General features: G+C 71.6%; 12 protein-coding genes. 5 read left to right on the top strand and 7 right to left on the bottom strand.

Annotated features, from left to right (window positions below; genetic code table 11):
* The first annotated feature begins 94 nt into the window (after positions 1 to 94).
* Positions 95 to 961 carry a helix-turn-helix transcriptional regulator gene (locus tag ACFU7Y_RS01700; RefSeq protein WP_224280835.1) on the top strand — a complete coding sequence of 289 codons (867 nt, stop codon included), beginning with the start codon at positions 95 to 97 and terminating at the stop codon, positions 959 to 961.
* A gap of 79 nt (positions 962 to 1040) precedes the next feature.
* On the opposite strand, the gene ACFU7Y_RS01695 is transcribed toward ACFU7Y_RS01700, so the two are convergent.
* Complete coding sequence (locus ACFU7Y_RS01695; RefSeq protein ID WP_224280834.1) at positions 1041 to 1646, bottom strand: TetR/AcrR family transcriptional regulator; 606 nt, start codon at positions 1644 to 1646, stop codon at positions 1041 to 1043.
* Positions 1647 to 1873: 227 nt separating this feature from the next.
* Positions 1874 to 3388: an MFS transporter gene (locus ACFU7Y_RS01690; RefSeq protein WP_380766001.1), complete on the bottom strand. Its 1515-nt coding sequence runs from the start codon at positions 3386 to 3388 to the stop codon at positions 1874 to 1876.
* 87 nt (positions 3389 to 3475) lie between these two features.
* Between ACFU7Y_RS01690 and ACFU7Y_RS01685 the strand changes: the two genes are divergently transcribed.
* Positions 3476 to 3910, top strand: coding sequence for a MarR family winged helix-turn-helix transcriptional regulator (locus tag ACFU7Y_RS01685; protein WP_380765999.1), 435 nt, complete (start codon positions 3476 to 3478; stop codon positions 3908 to 3910).
* A 41-nt stretch (positions 3911 to 3951) separates the two neighbouring features.
* Here the strand turns inward: ACFU7Y_RS01685 and ACFU7Y_RS01680 are convergent, their stop codons facing one another.
* The 5 genes from ACFU7Y_RS01680 to ACFU7Y_RS01660 all read right to left on the bottom strand — a co-directional run bounded on the left by ACFU7Y_RS01680 (position 3952) and on the right by ACFU7Y_RS01660 (position 8520).
* Positions 3952 to 4899, bottom strand: coding sequence for a M56 family metallopeptidase (locus ACFU7Y_RS01680; RefSeq protein WP_380765996.1), 948 nt, complete (start codon positions 4897 to 4899; stop codon positions 3952 to 3954).
* A 175-nt stretch (positions 4900 to 5074) separates the two neighbouring features.
* A complete protein-coding gene (locus tag ACFU7Y_RS01675) occupies positions 5075 to 5629 on the bottom strand; it encodes a DUF5134 domain-containing protein (protein ID WP_224280830.1) in 555 nt (184 codons plus the stop codon).
* Positions 5630 to 5927: 298 nt separating this feature from the next.
* Entirely contained in the window at positions 5928 to 6686 is a 759-nt protein-coding gene (locus ACFU7Y_RS01670) for an amino acid ABC transporter ATP-binding protein (RefSeq protein ID WP_308020219.1), read from the bottom strand.
* The gene (locus tag ACFU7Y_RS01665; protein ID WP_380766039.1) at positions 6683 to 7558 is read right to left on the bottom strand and encodes an amino acid ABC transporter permease; all 876 of its coding nucleotides are present in this window, start codon (positions 7556 to 7558) and stop codon (positions 6683 to 6685) included. The genes ACFU7Y_RS01670 and ACFU7Y_RS01665 overlap by 4 nt, the downstream gene beginning before the upstream one ends.
* 74 nt (positions 7559 to 7632) lie before the next feature.
* Positions 7633 to 8520, bottom strand: coding sequence for an ABC transporter substrate-binding protein (locus ACFU7Y_RS01660; RefSeq protein WP_224280829.1), 888 nt, complete (start codon positions 8518 to 8520; stop codon positions 7633 to 7635).
* A 528-nt stretch (positions 8521 to 9048) separates the two neighbouring features.
* Here ACFU7Y_RS01660 and ACFU7Y_RS01655 point away from each other — a divergent pair.
* Genes ACFU7Y_RS01655 through ACFU7Y_RS01645 form a run of 3 tightly spaced genes read left to right on the top strand, consistent with a single transcriptional unit; the run spans position 9049 to position 12277 of the window.
* Entirely contained in the window at positions 9049 to 10449 is a 1401-nt protein-coding gene (locus ACFU7Y_RS01655; protein WP_224280828.1) for a DUF6421 family protein, read from the top strand.
* Positions 10446 to 11204 (top strand): SDR family NAD(P)-dependent oxidoreductase, encoded by a 759-nt coding sequence (locus ACFU7Y_RS01650; protein WP_224280827.1) that lies wholly within the window; start codon positions 10446 to 10448, stop codon positions 11202 to 11204. The genes ACFU7Y_RS01655 and ACFU7Y_RS01650 overlap by 4 nt, the downstream gene beginning before the upstream one ends.
* Complete coding sequence (locus tag ACFU7Y_RS01645; RefSeq protein ID WP_224280837.1) at positions 11201 to 12277, top strand: low specificity L-threonine aldolase; 1077 nt, start codon at positions 11201 to 11203, stop codon at positions 12275 to 12277. Before ACFU7Y_RS01650 ends, ACFU7Y_RS01645 begins: the two co-directional genes overlap by 4 nt.
* The last annotated feature ends 94 nt before the right edge of the window (positions 12278 to 12371 follow it).

Genomic DNA, 12371 nt, shown 5'->3' with positions numbered 1-12371 from the left:
AGAACTGATAGGAACATCCGTCAGTATCGGCACCGTGAGCGCTCAACTGATGGCAGACTGTGCGCTGTTTGCCCTAGGTGGAGGTTTCGACCGCATGACCACAGTTCAGCCGGGCGGCGGCTCGATGGTCCGCCGGATCCTCCTCGGCTCGCAGCTGCGCCGCCTGCGCGAGGCGCGCGGCATCACCCGCGAGGACGCGGGCTACGCGATCCGGGCTTCCGAGTCCAAGATCAGCCGCATGGAACTCGGCCGCGTCAGCTTCAAGGAGCGCGACGTCGCCGACCTGCTCAGCCTGTACGGCGTGGACGACGGGACGGAGCGGGAAGCCCTGCTCGGCCTGGTCCGCGAGGCCAACAAGTCCGGCTGGTGGCACAGCTTCAACGACGTGCTGCCGGGTTGGTTCCAGACCTACGTCGGCCTGGAGGAGGCCGCCCAGCTGATCCGCACCTACGAGGTGCAGTTCATCCCCGGGCTGCTCCAGTCCGAGGAGTACGCACGGGCGGTTTTCGGCCAAAGTCGGCCGGTCATCAGCGATGAGGAGGTCGAGCGGCGGGTCAGCCTCCGGCTGCGCCGCCAGAAGCTGCTGACCGAGGGCGCCAGCCCGCGCCTGTGGGCGGTCATCGACGAGGCCGCGCTACGCCGGCCGGTCGGCGGGCCCAAGGTGATGCGCGGTCAGGTGCAGTACCTGATCGATGTCGCCGAGCAGGCCAACGTGGTCATCCAGGTCATGCCGTTCCGGTTCGGCGCGCACGCGGGCGAGTCCGGGGCGTTCACGATCCTGCGCTTCCCGGAGCAGGACCTCGCGGACGTGGTCTACCTGGAGCAGCTCACCAGCGCGCTCTACCTGGACAAGCGCGACGACGTCGACGCCTACATCCAGGTCATGGAGCGGCTCTGCGTGGACAGCCTCACGCCGGAACGCACGATAGACCTGCTCGCCTCGATCCTGAAGGAACGCTGAGTCGCTGCCGCCCGGGGCCTGTGAGCTCCCTCCCTCGCGAGGCCCCCCGGCAGCCGGTCACCAGGCCGCCCACCCGCCGTCAGTCGCGGGCCGGCGGCCGTTCGCGTTCCGGCGGGGACGGCTGTGGCGGGTGGCCCAGTTCCCACGCCAGGTCGTAGCGACGGAAGAGGTCGGCCCGGATCGGCGCCAGCGGGATCTCGGCGCCCGGCAGCAGGACTCCGATGCAGCCGCCCATCAGCGCACTGCGCAGCACCGCGTGCTCGGCGACCGGGTCGGGTGCGCCCCAGTCCCGCAGCAGCCCCTGGAGGATGGCGCCGAGCTGCTGCTGTTCCGGGTCCTGGACGAAGGCGCCGGTGTCCGGGTCGATGATCAGTGCCAGGTGCGAGCGCATCACCCGGGGATGGTCCATCGCCAGCCCGAGCACGGTGTCGATCGCCCGGGCCAGCCGGGCGTCGGGGGAGGAGCCGGGTGCCAGTTCCGCCAGCGCGCCGGACAGCGACTGGTGCATCATCCGGTGCGTCGCGGACTGCATGAGCAGCCGCTTGCCGTCGAAGTAGTACGAGAGCAGGCCGCGGGCGAGCCCGGCCCGTTCGGCGATGTCCGTCAGTGTGGTGCCCGCGTAGCCGCGCTGGTCAACCAGCTCGACGGTGGCCCGCATGATGCGCCGGCGGGAGCGTTGCCGCATCTCCTCATTGACCGAATCCGCGCGAGGTGCCATCGTGTCTGCTCCGAACGTTCGTTGGCTCCGAGCCAATATACTTGCGGAGCCGACAGCCGCCCGAGGAACCGCGTCCCGGTGGGCGCTGCCCGGGCGGCCGCCACGAAGACGGCCGGCTCCACCAACACGGGGGTTTGGTGGAGCCGGCGCCATTGCCCGACGGCCCGGAGGCCGGCCGCGGGCGGGGCCCGAGGTCAGCGCTCGGTCAGGACTTCGGCCCGGGCTGCTGTCGATCCGGCTGGCGGATAATCATAATCGGGCACTGGAACGGGAGTTGTCCTGCGGCGTCGGTCCACCAGGGCGCCTGCCGCTGCGACCACCAGACCGACCAGGGCGACCACGGTGACGAACATCAGCGCCGGCCGGTAGCCGTCCAGCTGGGCCTGCGGACTGTCGCCACCCGCACTGCCGGCCGTGATCATCGCGGTCGCTCCGGCCAGCACCACCGCGGTGCCGACCTGGATGGCGGTGTTCACCAGGCCCGAGGCCAGGCCCTGCTCCTCGTCGGCCACGCCGTCGGTGGCGGCGATGTTCACCGAGGGGAAGGCGAACGCGAAACCCACGCCGAGCAGCAGCATCGAGGGGAGCACCAGGCCCGGGTACGAGCTGTGCTCGTCCAGCCGCAGGAACAGTGCGAAGGCGGCGACCAGCGAGACCAGGCCGATCGGCAGCAGCCGCCCGGTGCCGAAGCGGTCCACGATCGGGCCCATGAAGGGTGCCGAGAGCGCGATGAGGGCCGCGGCCGGGAGCAGTCCGAGGGCCATCTCCAGGGCGGACCAGCCGAGCAGGTGCTGGAGGTAGAGGGTGACCACGAACTGGAAGCCGCCGTACGCGCCGGTCATCGCGAAGGCGACCACGTTGGCCCGGGCGACCGAGCCGTTGCGGAAGATGCCGAGCCGGACCAGCGGGTGCGCGGTGCGGCTCTCCACCCGTAGGAAGGTGGCGGCCAGCGCGGCGACGACGAGCAGCGAGCCGAGGGTGCGCAGGCTCAGCCAGCCGGCGCCCTGGGCCTCGGTGACGGTGAAGACCAGCAGCAGCACGGTCGCGGTGCCGGTGATCGCGCCCAGCACGTCGTAGCCGCCCTTGGCGCGCTCCTCGACCGACCGGGGGAGCAGTCGGACGGCGAAGACCAGGGCGAGCAGTGCGACCGGGACGGGCATCAGGAAGGTCCAGCGCCAGCCGACCTCGGTGAGCAGGCCACTGAGCACCAGGCCGAGCGAGAAGCCGCTGGCAGCGCAGGTGGTGTAGATCGACAGCGCGCGGTTGCGGGCCGGGCCCTCCGCGAAGGTCGTGGTGATGATCGACAGGCCGGCCGGGGCGGTGAAGGCGGCGCTGACGCCCTTGAGGAACCGGGCCGCGATCAGCAGGCCGCCGTCGTCGACCAGGCCGCCGGCCAGCGAGGCGGCGGCGAAGACGCCCAGGGCCACCAGGAACACCCGGCGGCGGCCGAGCAGGTCTGCGGCGCGGCCACCGAGCAGCAGCAGGCCGCCGTAGCCGAGCACGTAGCCGGAGACCACCCACTGGAGGGTGGCGGTGGACAGGTGCAGGTCGGAGCCGATGGACGGGAGGGCGACGCCCACCATGGAGACGTCCAGGGCGTCCAGGAACATGGCGGCGCAGAGCACGATCAGGGTGCCCCAGAGGCGGGGATTCCAGTTCAGCCCGCTGGTTGACGGGGCGTCGGGTGGTGTGGCGGTCGCGGTGGTCATGGGGAGGACGGTACATGCACATGCATTCAATGCAAGTGAATTAGATGTGAACGCAATAATTGCCGATGCACGTGCTAGGGTGGCGGCGTGGCTGAACTCGACTCCCCGGCGGAGGCCGGTCTCGTCGCGCAGTGGCGCGAGCTGCTGGCTCGGCATGCCGCCGCGGCCTGCATGCTCGACCGCGAGCTGGGCGACCGGTACGGGCTGGGCATGAGCGAGTTCGAGGTGCTGGAGCGCCTCGTCGAGGAGTGCGGGGGCGGCGGCGGGCATGCGGTCCGGGTGAGCGATCTGGCCCACACCGTCCACCTGAGCCAGAGCGCGCTGTCCCGGCTGATCGCCCGCCTGGAGAAGGCCGGACTGGTCACCCGGGCGATGTGTGAGAGCGACCGGCGGGGCGTCCTGCTCACCCTCACCGAGGCCGGCCGGGAGCGCTACGAGCAGGCCAGGCCGCTCCACCGCGAGGTGCTGGAGCTGACCCTCGGTGACGGGCTCGGCCCGGCCTGCGGAGCGCCTGGGGACTGACGGTCGGTCGAAAACGCCCGCAGTGTGCTGCGGGGCCGGCCTCAGAGCAGCGAGTGCAGCCCCGGCGCGGCGGCCAGCAGGACGACCACGGCGGGCGCGGCGAGCGCCGCGACGGTCAGTCGCAGCCGGTGCGGGACGGAGAGCCGCGGACGGCCCGCGAGCAGCCGGTCCACCCGCTTTGGGGACTGCGCCAGACCGGGCGGGCAAGAGCCGAACACCCCGCGGTCCAGGTTGAGTTCGGCCAGCGCGAGGGCGGTGGTGTGCCGGCCGTGCCGGCGGGCGGCCCGGTCGTCGGCGGCCAGCTCGACCAGCTCCGCCACCTGGTCCCGGAAGGCGCTGAACACGCCGACGCCGGGGAAGCCGGAAGCGAGCGCCTGGGAGAACTGCTGGAGCCAGTGGTGCCGGGCCCGGACGTGGCCGCGCTCATGGCTCAGTACGGCCGCCAGCTCCCGGTCGGTCAGTTGCTGGAGGGCGCCGGTGGTGACCACCAGTCGGGAGTCCGGTCCGGGCAGCGACCATGCCTCCGGGCGGACGTTCTCCAGCACCACCAGCCGTTCCCGGCGGCTCCGGGCGGTCTCGATGGTGTCGGGCAACTCCGGTGCCCGGGTCGCCAGTTGGGCGTGCCGGCGATCACGCAGCGCCTTGGCCGTGCGGACCTCCCGAGTGAGCGCCAGCACCGTCTGCACCCCACCCGCGGCCAGCACCGCGGCGCACAGCCGGCCCCAGCCCTCGGCCTCCTGGAGGGCGTACGCCGCCTCCACACCGTGCGGTGCGCCCGCGAACACCAGCGCGCGCAGCTCCGGCAGGGCGGCGGAGGCCGCCAGCACCAGGCCCAGCGCGCAGCAGAGCAGTACGGCCACCACCAGGCACTGCCACACCAGCAGTGCCAGCACCGGTTCGCGCTCCGCCCAGCGGGCCCGGGCCAGCAGCCGGGGCGCGACGGTCGAGAGCAGCAGGCCGAGCAGCAGAAGGCCGATCAGGGCAGGCATCGATGGGCTCCCCGAGTACGCACGGAACGCGACAACGCGCTCCCTGCCAACCTATGCGCTGGCGACGCCCGGTGGAACGGCTTTTGACCGGCCAGTGACCAACGCCACGCCCGGGTGGGGGTCTTGGGGTGCCGGGCGTGGGCAGGTCGCACGGTCGCTGCACGGTCAACGGCTGTCACATGGTCAGGAGCATGGCGAACATGCCGATGCCCATGGTGAGTCGGCAGGCCTGCGGCAGCCCGGCGGTGCCGACCGCGAGGGCGCCCGCCGGAGTGCGCAGCAGCCGGCTGCCGGCCCAGAGGGTGTACCCGCCGAAGTAGAGGAGGAGCGCCCCGGTCAGCACCGGAAGGCCCAGGGCGGCGGACTGGTGGTGCTCGTGGCCGGAGGCGACCGTCATGGCGAGGGCCATGTACGTCATGGCGAGCGCGCCGACCGCGTGGTGCAGCCGGTGCGCCCGCCCGGCCGGGCCGTGGGCGGCGGCGAACAGGAGGGCAGCGGCGGGGAGGCCGAAGAGTCCGGCCCAGACGGCGGCCGGGACGGTGGTGCCGGTGACGGCCATCGCGGCCATGCCGAGCCCCATCAGGGCCTCGGCGGCGTCGGACTCGCGGGCGAGCGGCCGGTGCGCGCCGTCCGGGGCGCAGGGGGAGCGGCGCAGCCGTACCAGGCAGGAGGTGCCGGCGCCGGCGGCGAGGAGGGCGAGGAGCCAGTTGACCAGGGCGGGTCCGTGCAACGGCGGCCTCCCGGGGCGGTGGGGCGCCGGGGCGGCGGCGGACAGGCGACAACGGACAGTGGTCAGCGAACAGATGATGAAATCTGTCGGCTGTCATCTGTTATCCGTCAGCTGTCGTCTGTTCGCCACTCCCCGTGCGCGGCGACGGACGTCCGGTCCACGATCACCGCACTCGGCCGGGCGCGGCCAGGGCGCGTACAGGGGCGCATGGTGGTGCTCGTCGTTGCGAAAGCCCTGGTTGCGCACCTGGTCGCACGCCCCGGTCGCGCGTGGCCACCCACCGCGCCGGCGAGGGAGCTCAGCCCTGGAGCCGCCCCGAGGCGACCACCCGGCCGAGGAACTGCCGGGTGCGCTCCTCCTGCGGATCGCCGAACACCTGCTCGGGCGGTCCCTGTTCGAGCACCACGCCGCCGTCCAGGAAGCAGACCCGGTCGGCGACCTCGCGGGCGAAGCCCATCTCGTGGGTGGAGAGGACCATCGTCATCCCCTGCTCCTTGAGGTCCCGCACGACCGACAGCACCTCGCCGACCAGCACCGGGTCGAGCGCCGCGGTGATCTCGTCCAGGAGCAGCAGTCGCGGCCCGGTGGCCAGTGCGCGCACGATGGCGACCCGCTGCTGCTGCCCGCCGGAGAGCCGGTCCGGGTACTCCTTCGCCTTGGCCGCCAGCCCGAGCCGGTCGAGCAGTTCCAGCGCCCGCGCCTCCGCCTCGGCCCGGGCGACCCGGTGCACCCGGCGCGGTGCGAGCGTGACGTTCTCCAGCACCGTCAGGTGCGGGAACAGGTTGTACGACTGGAACACCACGCCGATCCGGCGCCGCACGGCGTCCTCGTCCGCGCGCGGATCGGTGATCTCCTCGCCGTCCAGGAAGATCGCCCCGTCGTCGATCCCCTCCAGCAGGTTGACGCAGCGCATCAGCGTGGACTTGCCGGAGCCGGACGCCCCGATCAGCGCCGTCACCGAGTGCTCGGCCACGGCGAGGTCCACGTCGCGCAGCACCACCTGGCCGCCGAAGGTCTTGCGCACCGACTCCAGCCGGAGCACCTCGTTCGACGTCACACCGCACCTCCCTGGAGCTGGCGGCGGTTCATCCGGGTGGTCAGCCAGTCGGCGAACCGGGTCAGCGGAATGGTCAGCACGATGAACACCAGCCCCGCCACCAGGTACGGCGTGAAGTTGAAGGACCGGGCCGCGATGATCTTCGCCGCGTACACCGCGTCGATCGCGCCGCCGATCGAGACCAGCCCGGTGTCCTTCTGGAGGCTCACCAGGTTGTTGAGCAGCGGCGGCACCACCCGGCGGACGGCCTGCGGCAGCACCACGTACCGCATCGCCTGCGCGTTGGTCAGCCCCAGCGACCGGGCCGCGGCCCGCTGGCTCGGGTGCACCGACTCGATGCCGGAGCGGAACACCTCGGACACGTACGCCGAGTACGTCAGCACCAGTGCCGCTCCGCCCAGCAACAGCGGATCGGTGGTCACCCCGGTCAGCCTCAGTGCCGGCACCCCGGTGATCATCACCAGCAGGCAGATGATCATCGGCAGCCCGAGGAAGAAGTCCACGTACGCGGTGGCGAGCAGCCGCACCGGCAGGAAGACCGGCCCGCGCAGTGTCCGCAGCACCGCCAGCAGCAGCCCGAACAGCAGGATCAGCGCCCCGCAGCCGAGCATCAGCTCCAGGTTCAGCCGCAGCCCCTTCAGCACCTCGGGCAGCGCCTGGCGGGCGTAGTCGAGGTTGAAGAAGGTCCGCCGAGTCACCTCCCAGCCGGGGGAGTTGACGACCAGCAGGTAGAGCACGATCGCCGTCGTCAGGGTCGACGCGGTGGCGATCAGCGCCGAGCGGCGGGCCCGGGCCCGCCGGTACGCCTCGTGCGCCAGCCGCCGCTCGGACGGGCGGTAGTCGTCCTCCGCGGCAGTCGCCCCGGTCCGCACCGCCGGTGCCTTGGCGAGCTCCGGCGCCGCGGTGTCCGTCGTCTCCCCGCTCGGCCCGGGGCCCAGGCCGGAACTCACTTCAGCACCGGTGCCGAGACGGCGTCGGAGAGCCACTGCTTCTCCAGCTTCGCCAGCGTGCCGTCGGTGCGCAGCGCGTCCACCGCCTGCGAGACGCAGCCGGTCAGCTTGGAGCCCTTGTCCAGCACCAGGCCGAACTGCTCGGCCTTCGCGCCCGTCTCGAACTGGCCGACCACCTGGGCCTCCGGGACCTCGGCGCCGGTGATGAAGAAGGCGGTCGGCAGGTCCACCACCAGGGCCTCGATCTGGCCGTTCTTCAGCGCGGCCTTGGCCAGGTCGTTGGAGTCGAAGACGGCCGGCTGGGCGCTCGGCTTGATGGTGTCGGTGATGGTCTCCAGGCTCGTGGTGCCGACCTGCGCGCCGAGCTTGGTGTCCTTGAGGTCGGCGATGCTCCTGGCACCCGCCGCCTTGGAGTTCTTCAGTGCGATGACGGTCTGGCGCACGTCGTAGTAGCCGGAGGAGAAGTCCACCGCCTGCTTGCGTTCGTCGCTGACGGACACCTGGTTGATGTCGAAGTCGAAGTCCTTGGCGCCCGGCGAGGTCGCCTTGTTGAACGGCGCGAGCACCCAGCTGACCTTCTCCTTCGGGTAGCCGAGCTTCTCCGCGACCGCGTAGGCCACGGCGGACTCGAAGCCCTTGCCGTTCTCCGGCTTGTCCTCGGAGAACCACGGGTCGTACGCGGGCTTGTCGGTGCCGACGGTCAGCGTTCCGGCGGTACGCGTGGCCAGTGCCCCCGGCGCGCAGCCCGCGGCCGACCCGGCCGAGCCCGAGGCACCGGAGGCGGCGTCGGACTTCGAGTCCTGCGGCGCGCAGGCGGTCAGCACGGCCGCGGCGGCGACCAGCGCGGCGATGGGCAGGACGGCGGACGGCTTGCGGAGGGTCATGACGGGGCTCCAGGGAAGGACCGGGCGGGACGGGAACAACGAGGGGCACGGGAGGGCGCGACGGACGGCCCGCATCCCGGCGGGTCACTTCCCCCCGGTGGCGGCGCCGGAACACACGCGGCATGGTCGGCGTACGGGCCCGCGTCCGCGGCGCCCCCCCGAGCCGGACCGGCAGCGGCCTGGTCGGCGGCAACCGGTCAACAACAGCGGCGACAGCGGCAGCAGAGGCCGCGCGCGCGACAGCTACGGCAGGCGTGCCGACGGGAGGGCACCCGGAACGGGCTGTCGTGGCGTTCGGCCACCGTGATCACCGCCGGGAGCATGCGGGGAGGTTCGCATCACAACGGCGCATCTGTCCAGAACATCCAGATCACTGTCCACATTCCGGACAACCCGTCTCCCGCCGAAGGTTTCGGCACGGGAGCGGGGGTAGGCCGGAGTTTTGCCGGTCCGGGCCCCCTTGAACGGAAGAACCTTTCGTACTTATGGTGTCCCCGTCGAAATAACTCCTGTCGAAGTGAGTCCACGATGCAGAATCTTTCGCCAAGGCTCGCTGTGGCGGCCGACGCCCCGGTCTCGACCCTCGCCGGCCACCCGGCCTGGCAGCGCCTGAAGGAGGCCGTCGAGACGCTGCGCCCGCTCCAGTCCAAGGACGGCTCCATCGACCTGGCCGCCGTCCAGCGGCACACGGTCGACCCGCTGGTCGCCACCGTCCGGGCCGCCGTCCAGGAGCTCGCTCCGAACTTCCCGCACGACGCCGCCTACCTGGCCGCCGTCGACGCGGACCTCGCCAAGTGGGCCGACACCGGCTACCGCGAGCCCGACTTCCTGGACTCGCTGCTCGCCTTCCAGCCCGCCGACCAGCGCGAGGACGGGCTGGAGCACCTGGTCGTGTTCCCGATGTACACCCAGAACGGGAACCCGAACCGCAACCTGGAAGCCGTCCTGCTGCGCGTCGTGTGGCCCGACTGGCTGGCGGAGCTGGAGCGCACCCGCTTCGACAACCCGATGTTCGTGCCGATCACCTTCACGGACTTCACCGCCGGCTACGACACCAACTCCGCCGTGCTCTTCCCCGAGACGGTCTCCGTGCGCAAGGCGCCGGAACGTTTCACCTGGGGCGGCATCTTCTGCGACCGCGAGGCGGCCCGTTTCCGCGCCGTCTCCACCAGCGCCGTCCAGCAGCTCGACCTGGAGATCCCGGCCGACGCCGAAAGCCTGCTCGAGGACCAGCAGCGCGCGCAGGAGACCTTCGTCCTGTGGGACCTGATCCACGACCGCACCCACAGCCACGGCGACCTGCCGTTCGACCCCTTCATGATCAAGCAGCGCAGCCCGTTCTGGATGTACGGCCTGGAGGAGCTCCGCTGCGACCTCACCACCTTCAAGGAGGCGGTGCAGCTGGAGACCGAGGGCAACCCGCACGCCCGCGACGTCCAGTACGCGGTTCTCTTCGACCGCCTGTTCCGCTTCCCGGTCTCCGGCGACCGGGTGCGCAACTACGACGGCATGGGCGGCCAGCTGCTCTTTGCCTACCTGCACAAGCACGACGCGCTGCGCTGGCGCGACAACCGCCTCACCATCGACTGGGAGCGCGCCCCGCAGGTCACCAACGCGCTCTGCGCCGAGATCGAGACCCTGTACCGCGACGGCATCGACCGGCCGAAGTCGGCCCACTGGATCGCCGCCTACGAGCTGGTCTCCCGCTACCTCACCCCGCACCCGGCCTCCACCTGGGCGAAGGGCCCCGAGGCCCTGCCGCTCGACATCACCGACGGCAAGGCCCTCAACAAGGCCCTGTGCGACGCCGTGCTCCCGGACGAGTTCCCGCTGAGCATGTTCTACGAGGCCCTCAACAAGAAGCTGAGCGGCGTCATCGCCGCCACCGCCGGCATCACCGGCGCAGGTATCCAGGGAGCCGCCGCGTGACCACCTCCACCAACGCCCCGCTGGCCGGCAAGGTCATCGCCGTCGCCGGAGCCAGCGGCCCGGCCGGCCGCGCCGTGCTGCGCCGCCTCACCGCCGACGGCGCCACCGTGATCGGCGCCGACATCGACGCCCAGCGGCTGGAGTCCGCCCTGGACGCCACCCGGGTGGCCGTCCGCGGAGCCAAGGTCAGCGGCCAGGTGATCGACCTGCTCGACCCGCAGGAGGTCCACGACTGGGCCGACCACCTGGAGTCCGAGCACGGCCACGTCGACGGCCTGTTCCACCTGGTCGGTGGCTGGCGCGGCAGCAAGACCTTCTTCGACACCAGGCTGGACGACTGGGACTTCCTGCACGACACCGTCGTGCGCACCCTCCAGCACACCTCGCTGGCCTTCCAGCCCGCGCTGGTCCGCAGCAGCGCCGGCCGCTACGCGATGATCTCCGCCGCGGCCGCGCACAAGCCCACTGCCGGCGGCGCCGCCTACGCGGCGGCCAAGGCCGCCACCGAGGCGTGGACCCTCGCCATGGCCGACTCCTTCAAGAAGGAGACCACCGCCCCGGACGGCGAGCCCACCGCGGCGGCTGCGATCCTGGTCATCAAGGCGCTGGTCAGTCCCGAAATGCGGGCCGAGAAGCCGGAGGCGAAGTTCACCGGCTTCACCGACACGGCCGACCTCGCCGGACACCTGGCGGGCCTCTGGGACCGCCCCGCAGCAGAACTGAACGGACAGCACCTGTGGCTGACAGCCCGATGACCGACTCCACCCGTACGGACGCGGTACGGCGGCACGACCCCGCCGTCCGCGGCTTCGCCAGCGACAACTACGCCGGCGTGCACCCGGAGGTCCTCGCCGCGATAGCCGTCGCCAACGGCGGTCACCAGATCGCCTATGGCGAGGACGACTACACGGCCCACCTCCAGGACGTCTTCCGCCGCCACTTCGGTGAGAAGGCCGAGGCCTACCCCGTCTTCAACGGCACCGGCGCCAACGTGGTCGCCCTCCAGTCGCTGCTGCCGCGCTGGGGCGCGGTGGTCTGCGCCGAGACGGCCCACATCCACGTGGACGAGGGCGGCGCGCCGGAGAAGATGGGCGGCATCAAGCTGCTCACCGTCCCCACCCCGGACGGCAAGCTCACACCCGAACTGCTCGACCAGCAGGCCTGGGGTTTCGGTGACGAGCACCGCGCGCAGCCGCTCGCGGTCTCCATCACCCAGAGCACCGAGCTCGGCACCCTCTACACCGCCGACGAGATCCGCGCGATCACCGAGCACGCCCACCAGCTGGGCATGCTCGTCCACGTGGACGGCTCCCGCCTGGCCAACGCCGCCGCCTCGCTCGGCCAGCCGCTGCGCGCCTTCACCACCGACGTGGGCGTCGACGTGCTCTCCTTCGGCGGGACGAAGAACGGGCTGCTGTTCGGCGAGGTCGTGGTGGTGCTCAACCCGGAGCGGGTGCGCAACATCAAGTACCTGCGCAAGACCTCGATGCAGCTCGCCTCGAAGATGCGCTTCGTCTCGGTCCAGTTCGAGGCGCTGCTCTCCGGTGACCTCTACCTGCGCAACGCCGGCCACGCCAACGCGATGGCCAGCCGCCTGGAGGCCGCGGTCCGGAAGATCGACGGCGTCGAGGTGGTCCGCCCGGTTCAGGCGAACGCGGTGTTCGCGATCCTCCCGCGCGAGGTGAGCGAGCGGCTCCAGAAGCGCTACCGCTTCTACTTCTGGAATGAGCACACCGGCGAGGTCCGCTGGATGTGTGCCTTCGACACCACGGAGGCCGACATCGACGCCTTCGCGGCGGCCATCGCCGAGGAGATGGGCCGCGCCTGACGGTGCTCGAACAACGGATCGTCCCGCCCTGCGACCGCAGGGCGGGACGATTTGCATGTGGCGGGCCCCTCCCCGTACAGTTCCGGAGTCGCCG

This window comes from Kitasatospora sp. NPDC057542 (assembly GCF_042801945.1).
Classification (GTDB): Bacteria; Actinomycetota; Actinomycetes; order Streptomycetales; family Streptomycetaceae; genus Kitasatospora.
The sequence above is the reverse complement of the archived record's forward strand: the minus strand, read 5'-3'. Positions and strand labels throughout refer to the sequence as shown.

Coding starts and splice junctions, on each gene's coding strand:
- ACFU7Y_RS01660 (WP_224280829.1), bottom strand. CDS start 8,520: ATGACCCTCCGCAAGCCGTCCGCCGTCCTGCCCATCGCCGCGCTGGTC.
- ACFU7Y_RS01700 (WP_224280835.1), top strand. CDS start 95: ATGACCACAGTTCAGCCGGGCGGCGGCTCGATGGTCCGCCGGATCCTC.
- ACFU7Y_RS01645 (WP_224280837.1), top strand. CDS start 11,201: ATGACCGACTCCACCCGTACGGACGCGGTACGGCGGCACGACCCCGCC.
- ACFU7Y_RS01690 (WP_380766001.1), bottom strand. CDS start 3,388: ATGACCACCGCGACCGCCACACCACCCGACGCCCCGTCAACCAGCGGG.
- ACFU7Y_RS01680 (WP_380765996.1), bottom strand. CDS start 4,899: ATGCCTGCCCTGATCGGCCTTCTGCTGCTCGGCCTGCTGCTCTCGACC.
- ACFU7Y_RS01695 (WP_224280834.1), bottom strand. CDS start 1,646: ATGCGGCAACGCTCCCGCCGGCGCATCATGCGGGCCACCGTCGAGCTG.
- ACFU7Y_RS01655 (WP_224280828.1), top strand. CDS start 9,049: ATGCAGAATCTTTCGCCAAGGCTCGCTGTGGCGGCCGACGCCCCGGTC.